Here is a 19,820-nt window from a genome sequence, read left to right as displayed (position 1 = left end):
CGAGACTGGCCCGGACAAGAAACTGTTCAACCGGGTTATCCCTTACTGCTCATTATCGGGATCGAGCGCGGCATTACACTTCATTTTTCAAACGCTTAACCTTGTTACAGCGCGAAACAACGGCTGTTACGAAGTCAAAAAGTGCATCGATATCAATGACGTAGACGAATTCGACGCACGCAGGGCATTGCCGCGAGGCATTGAAGTAGCACGGATCGGGCCTAAGGCATATGGGCCGGTTCTACGCATGGCACGGGGCGATTCGTGCTCACAGCGTTTCAAGTCAGATGAAAAGCAGCCGATAGTTGAGTTTGGTGCTCCCGATTCGCTCAAACAGCCGTTCAACTATTTCGCGTAGGAATTTTTCTTACACGACGTCGCGGGCTTTTCCGTCGGTAAATCGGTCGATTTATCCGATTGGCGCGCGCTCGAAGCCTCATCGACAATCGAATCCACACCATGAGCGGGGCCGAATCGCCGCAATCCAGAGCGATCCGAGCAAACGTTTCCCGCACGGCCTGACGAGCCGGGTATCGATTCGGGGAAAAGATGACGGCCAGCACAACCACCACGCTCGCGGAGATTCGCGAGCTTAATCTCGCGTACTTGCTTCTGGCGCAGCAGCTATTGCTTGCGGACCGCGCTTCGGCCATGGCTCGGCTGGCGCTTTCGGACGACGTGGCGCAGTTACTGGCTTCGCTTTCGCCCGCGCAGGCGGTGAGGGTGGCGTCGTCGAGCCATTTGCTGTGCCGCTTTCGCTTCGACGATCACGCCATCCTTTCGTCACTCGACGAAAAGGACAAAAGCGCAGCGCCGGACGCGACCCTCCTCGCGGATGCATTGGCGATAGAAGCCGGCTCATCTGCGCGTTGATTCGAGCTGATCACGGCGGCGTTTGCGTAGCACGCTCACAGCGCTGACCGAACGCAACGGCGCGCAGCCGGCATGAACCGATCAGACGAGCGGCCGCCGTGCCAACACCTCGTAAGTTGGTCGGCATACGTCTGCGGCCCATGACAGGCGACCCATGCATTGAGCCGCCTCGCTGCCAGATCGACGCACGTCTCGCGGTCAACTCGTCTTCAACCACGAACAACTGGCTTATCGCGAAGAGCTAAACGCAGCCATCGCCCGCACGAAAAGGCATTCGCACCGTAGCGTCCCCGTGCGCCATGCGCCATTGCGCCGCATGTCGTCAGAGCCCCATCCCACGCGGGTTTTAGCGTTTGCCTCACCTCCCGGTCATGCACCAAAGTTTTCCCTTGCCGTGCCGTAAACCCACATAACGGCGGTCATCCCGCAACTACCTTGAGGACTCGACTGTGCTGATTTTCGTTGGAACGCTCGTGACATTGCTGTCCGTATTCGGCGGTTACGCGCTCGAAGGCGGCCACCTTGGCGCGCTCGTGCAACCGGTCGAAATCTTGATGATCGCGGGCGCGGGTGTCGGCGCATTCATCCTCGGTAACGGCATCAAGACGATCAAGTCGACGCTGCGCGTCATTCCCACGCTGTTCAAGGGCTCCAAGTACAACAAGGATGTGTACATGGAATTGATGGGCCTGCTCTACGTCCTGCTTGCCAAGGCGCGCAAGGAAGGCACGCTCACCCTCGAAAGCGATATCGACGATCCCCATAAAAGCCCGATCTTCGGTCAGTACCCGAAGATTCTCGCGGACGAGCACATCGTCGAATTCCTGACGGATTATCTGCGGCTGATGGTCGGCGGCAACATGAACGCGTTCGAGATCGAAAGCCTCATGGACGAGGAAATCGAGACGCATCACGCCGAAGGCGAAGCGCCCGCACAAGCGCTGCACAAAGTGGGCGACGCCATGCCCGCGTTCGGTATCGTCGCGGCCGTCATGGGCGTCGTGCACACGATGGCTTCCGCCGATCAGCCGCCCGCGATTCTCGGCGAGATGATCGCGCAGGCGCTCGTCGGCACCTTCCTCGGCATTCTGCTTTCGTATGGCTTCATCGGCCCGCTCGCGGGCGTGGCGGAGCAGCGCGTGGCCGAGCAGACCAAGATGTTTCAGTGCATCAAGGTGACGATCCTTGCGAGTCTGAACGGCTATGCGCCCGCCATCTCGGTGGAGTTCGGCCGCAAGGTGCTGTTCTCGACCGAGCGCCCGTCGTTCTCCGAACTGGAAGAACACGTGCGCCGGGTCCGCGCGAAGTGAAGCGAGGAACGACGCCATGAGCTCACCCGACAAAGACCGGCCAATTTTCATCAAGCGTATCGTCGCGGGCCGCAAGGGACATCACGGCGGCGCGTGGAAGCTTGCCTACGCGGACTTCATGACCGCGATGATGGCGTTCTTCCTGCTCATGTGGCTTCTGAGTTCGACTTCGCCGGTGCAACGACGCGGTATCGCCGAATACTTCAACACGCCGCTCAAGGCCGCGATGGTCGGCGGCAAGACCGTCGGCATGGACTCCAGCATCATCATGGGCGGCGGGCGCGATCTGTCGAGTCCCGAGCCCGGCACGGTGCGCACCACCGAAGGCAATACGCCGTTCGCGGTGCGTTCGTCGGCAAGACCCGATGAAGCCGCGTTGAGACAAGCCGAAGGCGAGATCGAACGCCGCGAGCAAGAGCGCCTGCACGACCTCCAGGTGAAGCTCATGTCGGCCGTCGAGGCCAACCCGACCTTGCGCCAGTTCAGGCAGCAGATACGCATCGATTCGACCCAGCAGGGCTTGCGCATCGAGATTGTCGATACCCAGAAGCGGCCCATGTTCGCGCTCTCCAGCGACTCCGTGCAGCCGTACATGCGCGACATTTTGCGCGAGATAGGCAAGACGCTGAACGACGTGCCCAATCGAATAGTCGTGCAAGGACATACGGATGCCGTGAAGTACGCCGGCGGCGACAAGGGCTACAGCAACTGGGAACTATCGGCGGACCGCGCGAACGCGTCGCGGCGCGAGCTGATCTACGGCGGCATGGACGAAGCGAAGGTGCTGCGCGTGCTCGGGCTTGCATCGACGCAGAACCTGAATCGCAAGGACGCGATGGACCCGGAAAACCGGCGCATCAGCATCATCGTGCTCAACCGGCGCGCGGAGAGCGCCATGTTGCGCGACGACGGCGCGCCGCCCGCGACATTCGACAACGCGGCGGGCGCGGCTCCCGTGCTGGACAAACTCGCGCCCGTATTCCAAGCGCGACCGCAATAAAAGCGAAATCCGCGCGAAAGACTCTCAAGACTCCACACGTTTTAGCCGTCAACCCGGCAAGACCGCAAGAGACACACATGATCAAGAACATTCTGGCAATCGACGATTCCGCCGCCATGCGGCAGATTCTCTCCGCCACGCTGACGACGGCGGGCTACGAAGTGACCGTCGCGTCGGACGGCAACGAAGGGCTCGAATGGGCCCTCGCCGAGCGTTTCGATCTCGTCCTGACGGACCAGCACATGCCCGGCAAGAGCGGGCTCGATTTGATCGCGGAGTTGCGGGTGAATCACGCCTACCAGGCAACGCCGGTGCTCGTGCTGACGACCGAGGACAGCGAAGCGTTCAAGGACGCGGCGCGCGCGGCGGGAGCGACCGGCTGGATTCAGAAGCCGCTCGATCCCGAGCTCTTGACCGAGTTGGTGGCGGCACTGTCGGAACCCGAAGAGCAGCACTGAGCAAGACGAAGCAAACCTCGACCGAATAACGCGACTGAACAGCATTTCTGCGGTGACTCAAGCATGACACTCGACATTACCCAGTTCTATCAGACCTTCTTCGACGAAGCAGACGAACTGCTCGCGCAGATGGAGCAGCTGCTGCTCGTTCTGGACATTGCGAATCCCGATCCGGAAGACCTCGCGGCGATCTTTCGCGCGGCGCATTCGATCAAGGGCGGCGCGGCGACCTTCGGCTTTACGGCGCTCACGGAAACGACGCACATCCTCGAATCGCTTCTGGACCGCGCGCGCAACAACGAACTCGTCCTGCGCCGCGACATGATCGATACCTTCCTCGCGACGAAGGACGTGCTCTCGGACCAGCTCGCCGCGTATCGCGCGAGCGCCGAGCCGGATGCGGCTGCGGCCGCGGCGATCTGCGCGAAGCTCGAGCGTCTGAAGCACGAAGACCCGGAAGCGCCGGCGGCACCGGTGATAGAAGAAGCCGCCGCCGTCATCGAGAAGGCGCAACAACACGAACCCGCCTACGACGGCCCGAACGCTCCGCCCGCGCATGTCATCGCGCAGGCTGCGGAAGCGATCGAGGACGACGGCACGTGGGACGGCGCGTTCGAAGTCACGGACGGCGCACCGATTGCAGGAACCGCTGCGGCAGCATCGGCAGCGGAAGCAGGACCCCACCTGAAAATTACGCTACGGGGGGTGGGCGAGAAGGACCTGGCGACTTTGACCGAGGAGCTGGGTAACCTGGGAAGTATCGTCGGAGAAAAGAAGACTGACGCCGAACTCGTGCTTTGGCTCGAGTCGGACGTGAGCGCCGACGACATCGTGGCCGTGTGCTGCTTCGTGATCGATGAATCGCAGATCGGAATCGGCCGTGGCAATGCGGCGGATCAGTCGGCGCAGTCGCCGGCCGCATCCGTCGAAGTACCGCCGGCAACGGCGGCGCATCACGCGCTACAGCAACAGCCGGACGCATCGCAGGCGCTCGACGCGTCTGCATCCACGGCGCAACAAAAACAACAAGCGGCGACGGCGGCGGTCCCGGAGACTGCCGCCCAACCGTCACAGAAACCGGCCAACGCCAATACGAACGATGCCGATAAAAAGGCGCGTCCGGCAGCGGCCGCATCGGCGGAAGGCAGCTCGATTCGCGTCGGCGTGGAGAAGGTCGATCAGCTCATCAACCTGGTGGGCGAACTGGTCATCACGCAGGCGATGCTCGCGGAAACGACGAGCACGTTCGATCCCGCATTGCACGACCGTCTTTTCAACGGCATGGCGCAGCTCGAACGCAACGCGCGCGATCTGCAAGAAGCCGTCATGTCCATCCGCATGATGCCGATGGATTACGTATTCAGCCGCTTCCCCCGGCTCGTGCGCGATATCGCGGGCAAGCTCGGCAAGGACGTGGAACTCGTCACGTTCGGTCAGGCGACCGAACTGGACAAGAGCCTGATCGAACGCATCATCGATCCGCTCACGCACCTCGTGCGCAACTCGCTCGACCACGGCATCGAAACCGTGGAAGCGCGTCGCGCGGCGGGCAAGTCGACGACCGGCCAGCTCGTGTTGTCGGCGGCGCATCACGGCGGCAACATCGTGATCGAAGTCAGCGACGACGGCGCGGGCCTGCGCCGCGACAAGATTCTCGCGAAGGCGCAGAAGCAGGGCATGCAGGTTTCCGAGTCGATGAGCGACGAGGAAGTGTGGCAGCTCATCTTTATGCCGGGCTTCTCGACCGCCGAACAGGTGACGGACATTTCCGGCCGCGGCGTGGGCATGGACGTGGTCAAGCGCAACATCCAGTCGATGGGCGGCCACGTCGAAATCAAGTCGCGTGAAGGCGCGGGCACGACCACCAAGATCGTGCTGCCGCTCACGCTCGCGATTCTCGACGGCATGTCGGTGAAGGTCGGCAGCGAGATCTTCATTCTGCCGCTCAACTTCGTGATGGAGTCGCTTCAGCCGGTGGCCGAAGACATCTACACGGTCGCCAACGGCGAGCGCGTGGTGCGCGTGCGCGGTGAGTATCTGCCGCTCGTGGCGCTGCATGCCGTGTTCGACGTGGAGAACGCGCGCACCGAGCCCACGCAAGGCATCGTCACCATCATGCAGACCGAAGGCCGGCGCTTCGCCATGCTGATCGACGAACTCGTCGGCCAGCAGCAAGTGGTCGTGAAGAATCTCGAAACCAATTATCGCAAGGTGCACGGCATTTCAGCCGCGACCATTCTGGGCGATGGCAGCGTCGCGCTGATCGTCGACGTGGCCGCGCTCAACCGCGAATCGCGTGTGCAGCACAGCGCGCACGCTCATTAACACCCGCATCGAAGGAGTTACCGTGGCAGACATTCAAAACATCCATTCCGCGACGTCTTCGCGTCGCGACGCGCAACACGCGGAAGCCGCCGGACAAGAGTTTCTGGTGTTCACGCTCGGCGCCGAAGAGTACGGCATCGACATCCTGAAGGTGCAGGAGATTCGCGGTTACGACAACGTGACGCGCATTGCCAATGCGCCTTCGTTCATCAAGGGCGTGATCAATCTGCGCGGCATCATCGTGCCGATCGTGGACATGCGCATCAAGTTCAATCTGGGTCGCGTCGAGTACGACAACCAGACGGTCGTGATCATTCTGAACGTCGCGCATCGCGTGGTCGGCATGGTGGTCGACGGCGTCTCGGACGTCCTCACGCTCACCCAAGAGCAAGTGATGCCCGCGCCCGAATTCGGCGCGACGCTGACCTCCGAATATCTGACGGGCTTGGGCACCGTGGATGGCCGCATGCTGATTCTGATGGACATCGAGAAGCTCATGACGAGCCGCGAGATGGAATTGATCGACTCGGTTGCCGCTTAAAACAACCGCGTTCGTGTACCGAAGCGCGGGCTCAGGGAAGAAAGACATGTTCAAGAAGTTGTCGATCCGCACGATGCTCACGCTCGTCGGACTGCTATTCGTCAGTTGCGCGGCCGTGATCGGCGCGCTGTCGCTCGTCGGCCTGAACTCGGCGAGCCATTCGCTCACGTCGCTCGCGCAGGAAGACATGGTCGCGATGCGCGCGCTCGCGGAGACCTCGTCGTATCTGCTGCGCTCGCGCATCACGCTCGACCGCGTGCGTTCGCTCGCCGAAGCGGGCAACGACGCGGAAGCGAAGAAAGCGCTGGACCGCGGCCAGTATCTGCTCGACAAGAGCAACGAGAATTGGAAGCTCTATCTCGACACCCATAAGCCGATGCTGCCGAAGACCACGCTCGATGAGCTCGTGGCGCAGCACGACACGCTCGTGAAGACGGGCGTCGAGCCGGAATTCACCGCGATCCGCGCGAACGACATGGCCGCGTATCACGCCATCGCGGATACGAAGATCAGCCCGATGTTCGTGTCCTTCGATCAGGCGGTAGTCGCGGCGGTGGCGTTCCAGCAGAAGCACGCGGAAGAATCGCGCTCGAACACGGCGTCGCACATCTCGACGCTTAGCCTGACCATCGGCGCGCTGCTCGCGTTGTCGGTGCTCATTCTCATCGGGACGCGCATCGCGTTGCGCGGCCTTATCGTGCAGCCGATCAACGACGCCGTCGATCACTTCGACCGCATCTCGCGCGGCGATCTCACGAAGTCGGCGCATACCGACAGCACGAACGAGATCGGGCGTCTGTTCGCGGGCATCGAACGCATGCGAACGGACCTGACGCATATGGTCGGTGCGGTGCATCGCGGCGCGGAATCGATCGATGTCGGCGCGCATGAAATTTCGAGCGGCAACACGGACCTCTCGCAACGCACGGAAGAACAGGCAGCGTCGCTGCAGGAAACGGCGTCGAGCATGGAAGAGTTGACGAGCACGGTCAAGCAGAACGCGGACAACGCGCGTCAGGCGAGCCAGCTTGCGGTGAACGCGTCGGATATCGCGTCGCGCGGCGGTCAGGTCGTCGAGCAGGTCGTCGATACGATGAACGCGATTGCATCGAGTTCGAGCAAGGTCGTGGACATCATCGGCGTGATCGAAGGCATCGCGTTCCAGACCAACATTCTCGCGTTGAACGCGGCCGTGGAAGCGGCGCGTGCAGGCGAGGAAGGACGCGGCTTCGCGGTCGTGGCGGGCGAAGTGCGCTCGCTTGCACAACGCAGCGCGGCGGCGGCGAAGGAAATCAAGGCGCTGATCGGCGACTCGGCCGGCAAGGTGCAAAGCGGCTCCGAACTCGTCACGCGCGCCGGTGAAACCATGGGCGAGATCGTGCAGGCGGTGCGCCGCGTGACCGACATCATGGGCGAGATCAGCGCGGCATCGGAAGAGCAGTCCGATGGCATCGAGCAGGTGAATCGCGCCGTCACGCAGATGGACAGCGTCACGCAACAGAACGCGGCCCTCGTCGAGGAAGCGGCGGCTGCCGCGGCATCGCTCGAAGAGCAGACGCGGCAACTGAAGGACGTGGTCGGCCAATGGCGCATCGAAGCAGGCACCAAGACCGTTGCCGCGCCCGCTACACGCGTGGCGCCGAAGGCTGCCGTCTCGAAGGCGAAGACGTTCAAGCGCGCCGAACCCACAAAAGTTTCGCACGAGGCTAACGTCGCGCGCGAACCGGCCGTTATCAAGGTAACGGCAAGCGAAGCGCAACAGCCAGCGAAGAAGCCCGCGCCGCGTATGGCAGCGAAAGCCGCCGTGAGCGCACCGCGCGCCAAGGCGACGACCGCGGACGACGGCGACTGGGAAACCTTCTAAGCCGGGTTTGCAAACAGCAGCGACCATGCAGGCTTTAGACACGAGCTCCGTTCGCGGAGAACAGCAACGACAAAGCCACGCAAGGTCGCATTCAACGACACAACGGCGCGCGTCGCCGAAGAAGACGCCAGGGAAGCACGAAGCATCATGACGGCAACGCGCAACGCACGCATCGACCCGGCCGCCGGCACGCGCGGCTCCGAAGTCGAACGCGACTTCGAATTCACGGCAGCGGACTTCGCTCGCATTCGCGGACTGATCCATCGCCGCGCGGGCATTTCGCTCTCCGACCACAAGCGCGACATGGCGTACAGCCGTCTCGCCCGCCGTCTGCGCGCATGCGGCATCGACACGTTCAAGCTGTATCTGGACCGGCTGGAAGCCAACGAAGACAGCAACGAATGGGAAGCCTTCGTCAATGCGCTGACCACGAACCTCACCGCGTTTTTCCGGGAATCGCATCACTTTCCGATTCTCGCGGACTTCGCCAAGCGCCGGCAGCAACCGGTGTCGGTGTGGTGCTCGGCGGCATCGACGGGTGAAGAGCCTTACTCGATCGCGATGACGCTCGTCGAAGCGCTCGGCGATCACGCCGCGCGCCAGTGCACGGTGTTCGCAAGCGATATCGACAGCCAGGTGCTCGCCAAGGCCGACGCCGGCGTGTATTCGCTCGATCAGGTGAAGACGCTGCCGGCGGACCGCCTCAAGCGTTTCTTCCTGAAGGGCACGGGCGCGCATGCGGGCCTCGTGAAGGTTCGTCCCGAGCTGCGCGCGATGGTGAACTTCGGCCGCGTGAATCTGACGGATGCGCGCTACGACATCAAGGGTCCGTTCGACGCGATCTTCTGCCGCAACGTGATGATCTACTTCGACAAGCCGACGCAATCGCACGTGCTGTCGCGCTTCGATCCGCTGATGAAGCCGGGCGGCCTGCTGTTCGCGGGACACTCGGAAAACTTCACGTACGTGTCGCAGGCGTTCCGTCTGCGCGGCCAGACCGTGTACGAACTGACGCGCGACATGAAGAACGCGGGCGCGGCGAAACAGACGAAGGCGCTGGCGGGAGAAGTGGCATGAGCGGCCTGCCGATCGCGTCGAATCTGTATTTCGACAATCACTTTCAGAAGCCGGGCGTGAAGCTCCTGCCGAACGAGTTTTACATGACGAGCGAAGACATGGTGCTCGTGACCGTGCTCGGCTCGTGCGTGGCGGCGTGCATCAACGATCGCACGGCGGGCATTGGCGGGATGAATCATTTCATGTTGCCCGACGACGGTTCGGATGCGTCGGCGGCGGCGTCCGATTCGATGCGCTACGGCGCCTATGCAATGGAAGTGCTGATCAACGAACTCATCAAGCGCGGCGGACGGCGTGAGCGTTTCGAAGCGAAGGTGTTCGGCGGCGGCGCGGTGCTCGCGGGCATGACGACCATCAATATCGGCGATCGTAATTCGGAGTTCGTGCGGCGTTATCTCGCGCTGGAAAAGATTCGTATCGTCGCCGAGGATTTGCAGGGCATGCATCCGCGCAAGGTGGCGTTCATGCCGCGCTCGGGACAAGTGATGGTCAAGAAACTGAAGGCCGCGCACGAGCCGGTGGTGGTGGAACGCGAGCAGGCGCTCGTGCAACGCACGCCGGAAGAACGCGCGGAGCGGCTCGCAAAGGCACGCTCGCGGGTCGAGTTATTCAACACGAAGCCGGGTGCGGTGGGCGCCACGGGCAAGCCGCGCGTGGAACTGTTCGGCGCATCGAGTGCGGCGGGAGCAAAGCCCCGGGCCGAGCTTTTCAGCAGCGGCCTGGCGCGTGCGCCGCGCAGCACCAGAGCGGCGGAGGAAGCATGAGTATCGTCAACGCGAACAACAAGCCGGCGACGCCGAAGATCAACGTACTGTGCGTCGACGATTCGGCGCTGGTGCGCAGCCTGATGACCGAGATCATCAACTCGCAGCCCGACATGCACGTGTGCGCGACCGCGCCCGATCCGCTCGTCGCACGTGAGCTCATCAAGCTGCATAACCCGGACGTACTGACGCTGGATGTCGAAATGCCGCGCATGGACGGCCTCGACTTCCTGGAAAAGTTGATGCGCCTGCGGCCGATGCCGGTCGTGATGGTGTCGTCGCTGACCGAGCGCGGCAACGAAATCACGTTGCGCGCGCTGGAACTCGGCGCGGTGGATTTCGTGACGAAGCCGAAAGTCGGCATCCGCGACGGCATGCTCGATTACGCGGAGAAGCTCGCCGACAAGATTCGCGCGGCGTCGCGCGCTCGCGTGCGGCAGACGACGCATGCGGCGAGCGCGCCCGCCAGCGCGGGGTCGGCTGCGGCCGTGCGGCCCGCGCCGCATTTGAACAACCCGTTGGTATCGACGGAAAAGCTGGTGATCGTCGGGGCATCGACGGGCGGAACGGAAGCGATCCGCGAAGTGCTCGTGCCGCTGCCGCCCGATGCGCCCGCCGTGCTGATCGCGCAACACATGCCGCCCGGCTTCACGAAGTCGTTCGCGCAGCGTCTGAACGGACTATGCCGTATCACGGTGAAGGAAGCCGAACACGGCGAGCGTGTCTTGCCGGGCCACGCGTATATCGCGCCGGGCCACGCGCATCTGGTGCTCGCGCGCAGCGGAGCGAACTACGTGGCGCATCTGTCGGACGCGCCGCCGGTCAACCGGCATCGTCCCTCGGTGGATGTGCTGTTCCGCTCGGCCGCGCAGCACGCGGGCAAGAACGCGATCGGCGTGATCCTGACCGGCATGGGCCGCGACGGCGCGGCCGGCCTGCTCGACATGCAGCAGGCGGGCGCTTACACGCTTGCGCAGGATGAAGCGAGTTGCGTGGTGTTCGGCATGCCGCGCGAAGCAATTGCAATGGGCGGTGCGAGCGAAATCGCGCCGCTCAACGAAATGAGCCGGCGCGTCATGGCGCGGCTTGCCTCGATGGGCGAACGCGTGCAGCGCGTCTGATTTTTCACTTTGGATTCGCGGCGTCGCGCCGCATTGAAACAACCGGGAGTAGTGATGGACAAGAACATGAAGATCCTCGTCGTCGACGATTTTCCGACGATGCGCCGTATCGTGCGCAATCTGCTGAAAGAGCTCGGCTATTCGAACGTCGATGAAGCCGAAGATGGCGCCGCCGGTCTCGCGCGACTGCGCGGCGGCGGCTTCGACTTCGTCATCTCCGACTGGAACATGCCGAACCTCGACGGCCTCGCCATGCTGCAGCAGATTCGCGCGGACGCCAACCTCTCGCATTTGCCGGTACTCATGGTGACGGCGGAATCGAAGAAGGAAAACATCATCGCGGCGGCGCAAGCCGGTGCGAATGGTTACGTCGTTAAGCCGTTCACGGCCGCCACGCTCGACGAGAAGCTCAGCAAGATTCTCGAGAAGATGGCCAAAGCGGGGAGCTGATCGTGAACGATCTGACTACTGATTTTGCCGCCCCGCTCATGCAGGCGGAGATCGAGAACGATCAGTCCACTGACCGGATTCTCGCCCGCATCGGGCAACTGACGCGCACGCTGCGCGACTCGATGCGCGAACTCGGCCTCGACAAGCAGGTGGAAGCGGCAGCCGTTGCCGTTCCGGACGCACGCGATCGCCTGAAGTACGTCGCCACGATGACCGAGCAGGCTGCCGAGCGCGCGCTCAACGCGATCGAACTCGCGAAGCCGATGCAAGAAGCGATGCAGCACGAAGCGCAGGCGCTCGATGCACGCTGGGAGCAATGGTACGGCGCGCCGCTCGGACAGGGCGAAGCGGGCGAATTGCTCGCGGATACGCGCACGTTTCTGCAAAGCGTTCCGGCGAAGACGCAGGCGACCAATGCGCAACTGCTCGAAATCATGCTCGCGCAGGATTTCCAGGATTTGACCGGACAGGTCATCAACAAGATCACGGATGTCGTGTATCTCATCGAACAGCAATTGCTTGGCGTGCTGCTCGAAAACATCGCACCGGAGCGGCGCGAGCAGTTCGCGGCATCGGCGGCGGCGCTCGTCTCTTCGAGCGGCAGCCCGGAAGCCTTGCTCAACGGTCCGCAGATCAATCCGCAAGGCCGCAGCGATGTCGTGCAGGATCAGTCGCAAGTAGACGACCTGCTGGCGAGCCTGGGTTTTTAAGCTCCTGCATCGGCGGCTTTCCCGGCCGCGAATGACGCGGCGCGCACGAAGAGTGCGCGTCGCGTTTTTTCGCGCGCGTCGTAAATTCGTGTGAATGAATCGCACTGTTTCCGGTCCAATTCGCCAAAACGCAAACGGCGCGTGCTGGCGAACGTTCGGACAATTCCGAGGACTTTGGCATACTGACGGTTGTGCGGCACCCTGGCGGTGCGCAAATCGGCGGTCCTTGCGTCACCGGAACGTCATGAGCCGGCCGCTTGCGAGTGCGCCGGCGGCGTCAAACATCATGGACAGCGAATATCAGGAGGCCCAGTGAAGGCACTGAAGCAACCCCGTCTTGGGCATCTGCAAAGACACTTCGTTCTGCTAGCGGGAGCGTTCGGCATCTGCGCCGCGGCACCGGCATTGGCCGCGCTTGGCGGCGATCCGCTCACCGCGCCACCGGGCGCCACGGCGACGAATGCGGTCGTGCGCGCAGCCGTGGCCGCCTCGGGCGCGTCGTCTGCCAGCGCTTCGAGTTATACGGTCCGGTCGACCACGCTTGCGAGCGGCACCATCGTCAACGAGTATTTGTCCACGGAAGGCACGGTGTTCGGCATCGCCTGGCGCGGACCGCGTGTGCCCGACCTGGCCACGCTGCTCGGCAGCTATTTCCCGCAGTATCAGCAAGGCCTGCTCGCGCAACGCGCCGAGCGCGGCGCACGCGGTCAGGTGAGCGTGCAGGATTCGGGTCTCGTCGTGCGCTCGGGCGGACACATGGGTGCATTTGCCGGCAGCGCCTATCTGCCGCAATCCTTGCCCGCCGGCGTATCCGCCAGCGACATTCAGTAAGCGACGGGAGAACCCAGTATGCGTAGAACTACACTCGGCCTCGGCGCTTCCTCTTCTTCGAGCGCACGCAACTGCGTGCGCTGGCTCGGCGCGCTGTTCCTCGCGTTCGCGCTGGCCGCATGCGGCGGTGGCGGCGACGACAACAAATCCAGCTCGAACGGCGGTTCGAACGGCGGCTCATCCGGCGGCTCGGTTGGCGGCGGCGGTTCCACCAGCACGGCGAACGCGCAGCCCGTTGCGGCTAACGGCACCAACGCCGTGCCGATCAGCGTCAACGCGGGTGTGGCGGGCTTCGTCAATATTCCGAACGTGTCGGTGACGGTATGCGCGCCGGGCACGAACGTATGTCAGACCATCGACAACATTCAGCTCGATACCGCTTCCTACGGCCTGCGTATCCTGAACACGGCGGCGCAGTCGGTACTGGGCAGCCTGCCTGTCACGAGCGCGGGGAACGGCGGTCAGCTCGCCGAATGCGCCGGTTTCGCGGATGGCTATACGTGGGGCACGGTGCGTCAGGCGGATGTGCGTATCGGTACCGAAGTCGCGAGCAACGTGCCGTTGCAGATTATCGGCGATCTGGCTTCGACCTCGGCGCCGTCCGGCATGAACGGCTGCCCATCGGGCAATGACGAAGCGACGACCGCTGATATCGGCGCGAACGGCATTCTCGGCGTCGGTCCCGCGACCTACGACTGCGGCACGTCCTGCGTGAGTTCCGCGCTCAACGCGACTTACTTCTCCTGCCAGAACGGCACGAACTGCACGGGCACGGCAGTGCCGCTCGCGCAGCAGGTCGTCAACCCGGTCATGCGCTTTCCGACCGACAACAACGGCGTGATCGTGCAGTTGCCGCCCATTCCAGACAACGGCGCGGCGAGTGCCGCCGGCACGCTGGTATTCGGCATTGGCACGCAGAGCAATAACTCGCTTTCGGGCGTCACGAAGTACGGCACGGACCAATTCGGCGATCTGACGGGCTCCTACAAGGGCACGACGTATCAGACCTTCTTCGATACCGGCTCGAACGGCAACTTCTTCCAGGACAGCTTCACGCTCTGTTCGAGCACGAGTTCGTTCTATTGCCCGAGTTCCGAGCAACAGTTGTCGGCCACGATCACCGGCAGCGAGGGCAATACCGCCACCGTGCCGTTCAGTCTCGTAAGCGCGCGCACGCTGACCTCGGGCGGCGGGAAGTACGCATTCGACAGTCTCGGCGGTCAGTTGGGCATGACGGGCTTCTTCGACTTCGGCATGCCGTTCTTCTACGGACGGCACGTGTATGTCGGCTACGATCCGCAGGGAAGCTCGCCTTACGTGGCGTTCTGATCGGCCAGTAAGTTCGAAGCAAAAAAATCCGGCAGCGTTGAGCGCGTTGCCGGATTTTTTATTGGCCGTCGCGCGGCTTGCGTGGCGCGCGTTCGAAGATGAAGTCGTAGAGCCAGCGCGGCATGACATGCAGCAGCATGCCTGCAATGCGCATTTGCCATGGAAAGGTCGCGTAGCGCACCTTGCGCGCGATGGCGTCGGCGGTCTTGGCGGCGAAGCGGTCCGCGTCCATGAGAAAGGGCATGGAATAGGGATTGTGCGCCGTCATTTCCGAGCGCACGTAGCCCGGCGCGATGGTCACGACCGCGACGCCTTGTGGCCGCATTTCCACACGCAACGCTTCCAGATACTTCGCCGCCGCCGATTTCGACGCACTGTAGGCGCCCGATCCCGGCAGCCCGCGCACGCCTGCGACGCTCGCGATACCGACGAGCGTGCCGCTTCGCGCCGCCGTCATCGATGCGATGAACGGCTCGAACGTGGCCACCATGCCGAAGTAGTTGGTGTCCATGACGGCGCGGAAGGCTTCGAGATCGCCGTGGCCGGTGAGGGCGCCACGGCTTACGCCTGCATTGGCGATCACGATATCGGCGGGACCGTGTTCTTCGATGAAACGGCGCGCGGCATCGGCAAGCGCGTTCGCGTTGCGCACGTCGGCGGGGTAGATCGAGATGGAGGCTTGCGGATGGCGGGCGGCGAATGCCGCGAGGGAATCGACGCGACGGGCGACGAGGCCGAGTACGGCCCCGCGCTTGACATACTCTTCGGCTAAAGCGAGGCCGATGCCACTCGACGCGCCGGTCAGGAAAACCTTGAGACGAACTGCGTTCATGCCGGCCCGTGTCGATTACATCTTCTTGTCGCGAACTTGCTGAACGAGGAAGTCCATCACGTCGGTCGTGCCTTGCAGACTGTTGGTCGCGGCCGGACCCGTGACGTACTTGCCCTGCACGATGACGGTAGGCACGCCGTCGATCTTGTAGTCCTGCAGCAACTTGGCGTCGCGCTTGATGTCGCTCTGCGTCGAGAACGAGTTATACGCGTCCATGTACTTCTTCTTGTCGATGCCCTGAGTCGCAAGGAAGGTCGCCTGCGCCTCGGGCGTCAGCAGATAGTTCTTCTTCACGTGGATCTCATTGAATACGGCCGGCGTGACCTTCTCCGCGACGCCCAGCGCGACGAGCGCGTGATACATCTTCGAGTGCGGGATGAAGTCGTCGCGGAAGGCAACCGGCACGCGCTTGAACACGACGTCCGGTCCTTGCTTCTTTTCCCACGTCTCGATGTACGGCTCGAATTCGTTGCAATGCGGGCAGCCGTACCAGAAGAATTCGATGACTTCGACCTTGCCCGCGGGCGCGCCGACCGGCTGAGGCGCCGACAGCACCGTATAGTCCTTGCCCGAAACGGGCGCCGCCGATGCGACATTGGCCGCACTCAGCGAAAGAGCCGCGATGCCGAAAGAAAGAGCGAGGGCGCTAAGCAGTTTTTTCATGATTTGAGAGGAAGCACAGAGGGTCCATAAGTGGGACATACGACGCTTAAGCCGAGCTTAAAGCCGGCCCGCATCGCGTTGATTACGACGCGGGCCACGCCCGTCATTGCTTCGAGAACCGGATGACGGCGGTATCGACGCCTGCATCGGACAGACGCTGGCGTGCCGTGTTCATGTCCTCGAACTTCGCGAACGGGCCGACGCGCACGCGATAGTACGTCACGCCGCCCGCGTCGCGCTGCGTCACCTTCGATTCGAAACCCTGGAAGCCGAGCCGCGCGCGCTGCTGTTCCGCGTCGGCCTGAGTCTTGTACGCGCCGACCTGCAGGAAGTAACCCGTGTTGACGTCGCCAGGAGCGGGCGGTGTGGTCTTGGCCGTGCCCGTCGTCGAGCTCGGCTTGGGCGTGGCGGCGGCGGAACTCGTCGCGTTGTCGGGCGTCTTCGGATTCGCGGCGTTGCCGTTCCTCGGCGTGGACGCGGCCGAACCGGAAGGCGGCACTTCGACGATCTGCGGTTCGTCCAGCATGCCCGACGATTGCGTCTGATTGGTGCTCTGGCCCGGCGCGGTATTGGGTGGCGTGGGTTGCGCGGCTTGCGGCACGGCCTGCCCAGGCGTCTTGCCTTGCAGCGGACGGTTCGGATCGTAAGGCTGCGCGGCGGGCGCGGAACTGGTGTCGGAGGGCGGCGGCGCAACCTTCGCCACGAACGGCGTGGGCGCGCGGGTGATATATAGCGCGACGATCACGGCGATCGCGAGCCCGACGATCAGGCCCAGCACGATGCCGAGAAAAGTACCCCCGGTTTGCTTCGACTGCGACTGCTTCGACGTGCGACGTGGTTTTGCCATCGTATGAATCACCTGCAAAAAGTCTTCGAGTTGGCCGACGATTATAACGGTGGCTTAAAGCCAAGTCCGCGCCAGGCAGCCCTCCGCGCGCGTCGAAAGTCGTGTTTTCGGCGCGACGGACGTCTTCTGACCATTACATCTTTTCGGGAGCCGACACGCCGATGGTCGCGAGACCGTTGGCGAGCACCTGACGCGTCGCGGCAAGCAGCGCGATGCGCGCGTCGCGTTCCTTCTGTTCGTCCACGAGCACGCGCTCCGCATTGTAGAACGAGTGAAATTCGCCAGCGAGGTCGCGCAAATAGAAAGCGACGGCATGCGGCGCCAGTTCTTCGGCGGCGTGTGAGAGCATTTCCGGATACTCGGCGAGCTTGTTGAGCAATGCCATGGCGCGCGGGCTCGACAGCGGCTCGAGATCGGCGTGCGCGGCCTGGGCCAGATCGCCGCCGTAGCGCTCCTTCCAGTCGTTGAGAATCGTGCTGATGCGCGCGTGGGCGTACTGCACGTAATAAACCGGATTTTCGTCGTTCTGCTTGAGCGCCAGGTCGATATCGAAGACGAATTCGGTATCTGCCTTGCGCGAAATGAGGAAGAAGCGCACGGCGTCGCGGCCGCGGCGGATGGTGTCTTCGTCCAGTTGATCGGGCGCGGCTTCGTTGCCGGGCGTCATGCCGCCCGACCATTCGATCAGATCGCGCACGGTCACGTAGCTTCCGGCGCGCTTGCTGATCTTGACTTCCTGGCCGTCGCGCATGACGGTGACCATCTTGTGCAGCACGTAGTCGGGGTAGCCTTTCGGAATACCGATGCCGAGCCCTTGCAGCCCAGCGCGAACCCGCGCGATGGTGCCGTGGTGGTCCGAGCCCTGCACGTTGATGACCTTGGTGAAGCCGCGCTGCCACTTGGCGACGTGATACGCCACGTCCGGCACGAAGTAGGTGTAGGTGCCGTCGGTCTTGCGCATGACGCGGTCTTTGTCGTCGCCGTCGTCGGTAGTGCGCAGCCACAATGCGCCCTCTTGCTCATAGGTCTTGCCGGCAGCCACGAGCGCCTCGACGGTCTGCTCGACGCGTCCTTCCTTGTACAGCGACGACTCCAGATAGAACTGATCGAACTTCACGCCGAACGCGGTCAGATCCATGTCCTGCTCGTGACGCAGATAAGCGACCGCGAAGCTGCGGATGGCTTCGAGATTCTCGACATCGCCCACGCCCTTGACCGGCTCGCCGTCTTTCGCCGCGACGGTTGCGCCCGCCAGGTAATCACGCGCGATATCGGCAATGTACTCGCCGTTGTACGCCGCTTCCGGCCACTCGGCGTCGCCTGGCCTGAAGCCGCGCGCACGCGCTTGCGTCGAGATGGCGAGGTTGCCGATCTGCACGCCTGCGTCGTTGTAATAGAACTCGCGATGCACCGCGTAACCTTGCGTGCCGAGCAAGTTCGAGAGCGCGTCACCAAGCGCGGCCTGACGGCCATGACCGACGTGCAGCGGTCCGGTTGGGTTCGCGGAGACGAATTCGATCAACACTTGCTTGCCTGCATCGCGCCTAGAGTCGCCGTATGCGGCGCCTTCGGACAGCACTGCCGGGATCACGGCTTGCTTCGCCGTTGCCGCGAGTCGCAGATTGATGAAGCCCGGTCCCGCGACTTCCGCGCCTTCCACGAGCCCCTTGGCTGCTGCGTTGCCGAGTAGCGCATCGACGATTTGTTGCGCAAGCTGACGCGGATTGGCGCGCAGTGGCTTGGCGAGTTGCATCGCCACGTTCGAGGCGACATCGCCATGCGCCGCGACCTTCGGTCGTTCGAGCACGATGGTCGGCGCGACGAAGGCCGCTTCAGTCGCGCCCTGCGTGGCTTGCGCGACCTGCTTGACCGCGTCGGTGAGGAGCGTTTCTAAGGTTTCTTTGTGTGCGGGCAGCATGCTGAAAATGATCCAGTGGAGCGAGTCCGATGTGGTGTGGCGTAGGCGAGGGCGGTGCGCGCGGATGCGCGACGCGATGCTGGTCCGGCCGTAAGGGGCCTCGACAGGCCGCGGGAATCAAACTACGCGTAAAGCGGGATTTTAGCAGGTGCTAATATGTCGAATCAGGGTGCATACCGGGCAGTCGGCGCGACTCGCGGCAACATCGTGCAGCTTTCAAAGCTGCATATCAACATAAAGAAAAGGACCTAACCATGCTGATCACTTTCAAAACCAGCGCGGCTCCGGACGTCATGATGCTGCAAAACCTCGCCGAGTATCTGCTTGGCATCATTGGTAAACAGCTGAACGAACGGGGCGTCATCACTCACGACGAACTGCCTGCGGCTATCGAAAAACTCGAAGCCGCCGTGTCGACGGACAAGAAAGAGCGCGCCGAGCACGACGGCCACTTCCACGAAGGCGAGGACGGTCACGAACCGCACGAGATTCCCATCGGGCTTGCGCAACGCGCTTATCCGTTTCTCGACATGCTGCGTCTTGCGCAGAAAGAGCATACGGACATTCTCTGGGGCGTCTGAACGTTCGTTGCATCGGCGAATAAAAAAACCCGCATCGGCGACGATGCGGGTTTTTACTTTGCAGCGGACATAACGTCAGACGGCTGAGTCGCGATGCTGCCGCTTACTGCGACTGACCGCCTTCCGCCGGAGCAGGTTTGGCGGACGCTCTCGGCTTCTTGGGCTTCTTCGGCTTCTTCTTGTGCTCGGTAACGGGCGGCGAGTACGAAGACGCCGTGGTGGTGCTGGCCTGCGCGAACGCAGCCGAACTCGATGCTGCAAGTACGGCTGCCGCAAGCGCTACGGTTACGGCGGACGTCATCTTCTTCATGCGACTTTCTCCGTGA

20 protein-coding genes are annotated in these 19,820 nt (G+C 62.9%); 15 read left to right on the top strand and 5 right to left on the bottom strand.

Annotated elements, in window-relative coordinates; all coding sequences use genetic code 11:
• Positions 1-549: 549 nt before the first annotated feature.
• From flhD to P9292_RS24890, 14 genes are all read left to right on the top strand, one after another.
• Entirely contained in the window at positions 550-873 is a 324-nt protein-coding gene (flhD, locus tag P9292_RS24955; RefSeq protein WP_309961717.1) for a flagellar transcriptional regulator FlhD, read from the top strand.
• A gap of 449 nt (positions 874-1,322) precedes the next feature.
• On the top strand, positions 1,323-2,183 hold the full coding sequence (gene motA, locus P9292_RS24950; protein ID WP_244826812.1) for a flagellar motor stator protein MotA: 861 nt from the start codon (positions 1,323-1,325) through the stop codon (positions 2,181-2,183).
• Between the two features lie 16 nt (positions 2,184-2,199).
• Complete coding sequence (gene motB, locus P9292_RS24945) at positions 2,200-3,183, top strand: flagellar motor protein MotB (RefSeq protein WP_244826813.1); 984 nt, start codon at positions 2,200-2,202, stop codon at positions 3,181-3,183.
• A gap of 77 nt (positions 3,184-3,260) precedes the next feature.
• The gene (locus P9292_RS24940; RefSeq protein ID WP_244826814.1) at positions 3,261-3,641 is read left to right on the top strand and encodes a response regulator; all 381 of its coding nucleotides are present in this window, start codon (positions 3,261-3,263) and stop codon (positions 3,639-3,641) included.
• A 63-nt stretch (positions 3,642-3,704) separates the two neighbouring features.
• Positions 3,705-5,966, top strand: coding sequence for a chemotaxis protein CheA (cheA, locus tag P9292_RS24935; RefSeq protein WP_309961715.1), 2,262 nt, complete (start codon positions 3,705-3,707; stop codon positions 5,964-5,966).
• A gap of 22 nt (positions 5,967-5,988) precedes the next feature.
• Positions 5,989-6,507 (top strand): chemotaxis protein CheW, encoded by a 519-nt coding sequence (gene cheW / locus P9292_RS24930; RefSeq protein WP_244826816.1) that lies wholly within the window; start codon positions 5,989-5,991, stop codon positions 6,505-6,507.
• A 46-nt stretch (positions 6,508-6,553) separates the two neighbouring features.
• Positions 6,554-8,371: a methyl-accepting chemotaxis protein gene (locus tag P9292_RS24925; RefSeq protein ID WP_309961714.1), complete on the top strand. Its 1,818-nt coding sequence runs from the start codon at positions 6,554-6,556 to the stop codon at positions 8,369-8,371.
• Positions 8,372-8,518: 147 nt separating this feature from the next.
• Complete coding sequence (locus tag P9292_RS24920; protein WP_244826818.1) at positions 8,519-9,448, top strand: CheR family methyltransferase; 930 nt, start codon at positions 8,519-8,521, stop codon at positions 9,446-9,448.
• On the top strand, positions 9,445-10,212 hold the full coding sequence (cheD, locus tag P9292_RS24915) for a chemoreceptor glutamine deamidase CheD (protein ID WP_309961713.1): 768 nt from the start codon (positions 9,445-9,447) through the stop codon (positions 10,210-10,212). The genes P9292_RS24920 and cheD overlap by 4 nt, the downstream gene beginning before the upstream one ends.
• Positions 10,209-11,333, top strand: coding sequence for a chemotaxis response regulator protein-glutamate methylesterase (locus P9292_RS24910; protein WP_244826820.1), 1,125 nt, complete (start codon positions 10,209-10,211; stop codon positions 11,331-11,333). Before cheD ends, P9292_RS24910 begins: the two co-directional genes overlap by 4 nt.
• A gap of 54 nt (positions 11,334-11,387) precedes the next feature.
• Positions 11,388-11,783, top strand: a complete 396-nt coding sequence (cheY, locus tag P9292_RS24905; RefSeq protein WP_244826821.1) for a chemotaxis response regulator CheY — start codon at positions 11,388-11,390, stop codon at positions 11,781-11,783.
• 38 nt (positions 11,784-11,821) lie between these two features.
• Positions 11,822-12,493, top strand: coding sequence for a protein phosphatase CheZ (gene cheZ, locus P9292_RS24900; protein ID WP_244827944.1), 672 nt, complete (start codon positions 11,822-11,824; stop codon positions 12,491-12,493).
• A gap of 321 nt (positions 12,494-12,814) precedes the next feature.
• Positions 12,815-13,324 carry a DUF2844 domain-containing protein gene (locus P9292_RS24895; RefSeq protein ID WP_370652116.1) on the top strand — a complete coding sequence of 170 codons (510 nt, stop codon included), beginning with the start codon at positions 12,815-12,817 and terminating at the stop codon, positions 13,322-13,324.
• Between the two features lie 18 nt (positions 13,325-13,342).
• Positions 13,343-14,653: a DUF3443 domain-containing protein gene (locus tag P9292_RS24890; RefSeq protein ID WP_309841152.1), complete on the top strand. Its 1,311-nt coding sequence runs from the start codon at positions 13,343-13,345 to the stop codon at positions 14,651-14,653.
• A gap of 58 nt (positions 14,654-14,711) precedes the next feature.
• Here P9292_RS24890 and P9292_RS24885 read toward each other — a convergent pair whose 3' ends face one another.
• The 4 genes from P9292_RS24885 to argS all read right to left on the bottom strand — a co-directional run bounded on the left by P9292_RS24885 (position 14,712) and on the right by argS (position 18,913).
• On the bottom strand, positions 14,712-15,485 hold the full coding sequence (locus P9292_RS24885) for an SDR family oxidoreductase (protein ID WP_309841153.1): 774 nt from the start codon (positions 15,483-15,485) through the stop codon (positions 14,712-14,714).
• 15 nt (positions 15,486-15,500) lie between these two features.
• The gene (locus P9292_RS24880) at positions 15,501-16,148 is read right to left on the bottom strand and encodes a thiol:disulfide interchange protein DsbA/DsbL (protein ID WP_244826825.1); all 648 of its coding nucleotides are present in this window, start codon (positions 16,146-16,148) and stop codon (positions 15,501-15,503) included.
• Between the two features lie 103 nt (positions 16,149-16,251).
• Positions 16,252-16,995: an SPOR domain-containing protein gene (locus P9292_RS24875; protein ID WP_244826826.1), complete on the bottom strand. Its 744-nt coding sequence runs from the start codon at positions 16,993-16,995 to the stop codon at positions 16,252-16,254.
• A gap of 133 nt (positions 16,996-17,128) precedes the next feature.
• Positions 17,129-18,913, bottom strand: a complete 1,785-nt coding sequence (gene argS, locus P9292_RS24870) for an arginine--tRNA ligase (RefSeq protein ID WP_309961711.1) — start codon at positions 18,911-18,913, stop codon at positions 17,129-17,131.
• Between the two features lie 254 nt (positions 18,914-19,167).
• Here argS and P9292_RS24865 point away from each other — a divergent pair, with 254 nt between their 5' ends.
• Positions 19,168-19,494 (top strand): DUF1840 domain-containing protein, encoded by a 327-nt coding sequence (locus tag P9292_RS24865; RefSeq protein WP_244826828.1) that lies wholly within the window; start codon positions 19,168-19,170, stop codon positions 19,492-19,494.
• Positions 19,495-19,597: 103 nt separating this feature from the next.
• Here P9292_RS24865 and P9292_RS24860 read toward each other — a convergent pair whose 3' ends face one another.
• Positions 19,598-19,804: a hypothetical protein gene (locus P9292_RS24860; protein ID WP_250462726.1), complete on the bottom strand. Its 207-nt coding sequence runs from the start codon at positions 19,802-19,804 to the stop codon at positions 19,598-19,600.
• Positions 19,805-19,820 lie beyond the last annotated feature (16 nt).

This window comes from Caballeronia sp. LZ001, from assembly GCF_031450875.1.
Taxonomy (GTDB): Bacteria; Pseudomonadota; Gammaproteobacteria; order Burkholderiales; family Burkholderiaceae; genus Caballeronia.
Note: the sequence above shows the minus strand (reverse complement) of the source record. Positions and strands in the feature narration are given on the sequence as shown.

Excerpts from the sequence above, each read along its gene's own strand:
- P9292_RS24920 (WP_244826818.1), top strand. The coding sequence starts at position 8,519 with ATGACGGCAACGCGCAACGCACGCATCGACCCGGCCGCCGGCACGCGC.
- P9292_RS24925 (WP_309961714.1), top strand. The coding sequence starts at position 6,554 with ATGTTCAAGAAGTTGTCGATCCGCACGATGCTCACGCTCGTCGGACTG.
- cheA (WP_309961715.1), top strand. The coding sequence starts at position 3,705 with ATGACACTCGACATTACCCAGTTCTATCAGACCTTCTTCGACGAAGCA.
- argS (WP_309961711.1), bottom strand. The coding sequence starts at position 18,913 with ATGCTGCCCGCACACAAAGAAACCTTAGAAACGCTCCTCACCGACGCG.
- cheY (WP_244826821.1), top strand. The coding sequence starts at position 11,388 with ATGGACAAGAACATGAAGATCCTCGTCGTCGACGATTTTCCGACGATG.
- P9292_RS24890 (WP_309841152.1), top strand. The coding sequence starts at position 13,343 with ATGCGTAGAACTACACTCGGCCTCGGCGCTTCCTCTTCTTCGAGCGCA.
- P9292_RS24940 (WP_244826814.1), top strand. The coding sequence starts at position 3,261 with ATGATCAAGAACATTCTGGCAATCGACGATTCCGCCGCCATGCGGCAG.
- P9292_RS24910 (WP_244826820.1), top strand. The coding sequence starts at position 10,209 with ATGAGTATCGTCAACGCGAACAACAAGCCGGCGACGCCGAAGATCAAC.
- cheZ (WP_244827944.1), top strand. The coding sequence starts at position 11,822 with ATGCAGGCGGAGATCGAGAACGATCAGTCCACTGACCGGATTCTCGCC.
- cheD (WP_309961713.1), top strand. The coding sequence starts at position 9,445 with ATGAGCGGCCTGCCGATCGCGTCGAATCTGTATTTCGACAATCACTTT.
- flhD (WP_309961717.1), top strand. The coding sequence starts at position 550 with ATGACGGCCAGCACAACCACCACGCTCGCGGAGATTCGCGAGCTTAAT.
- motB (WP_244826813.1), top strand. The coding sequence starts at position 2,200 with ATGAGCTCACCCGACAAAGACCGGCCAATTTTCATCAAGCGTATCGTC.
- P9292_RS24875 (WP_244826826.1), bottom strand. The coding sequence starts at position 16,995 with ATGGCAAAACCACGTCGCACGTCGAAGCAGTCGCAGTCGAAGCAAACC.
- P9292_RS24880 (WP_244826825.1), bottom strand. The coding sequence starts at position 16,148 with ATGAAAAAACTGCTTAGCGCCCTCGCTCTTTCTTTCGGCATCGCGGCT.
- P9292_RS24885 (WP_309841153.1), bottom strand. The coding sequence starts at position 15,485 with ATGAACGCAGTTCGTCTCAAGGTTTTCCTGACCGGCGCGTCGAGTGGC.
- P9292_RS24865 (WP_244826828.1), top strand. The coding sequence starts at position 19,168 with ATGCTGATCACTTTCAAAACCAGCGCGGCTCCGGACGTCATGATGCTG.
- P9292_RS24860 (WP_250462726.1), bottom strand. The coding sequence starts at position 19,804 with ATGAAGAAGATGACGTCCGCCGTAACCGTAGCGCTTGCGGCAGCCGTA.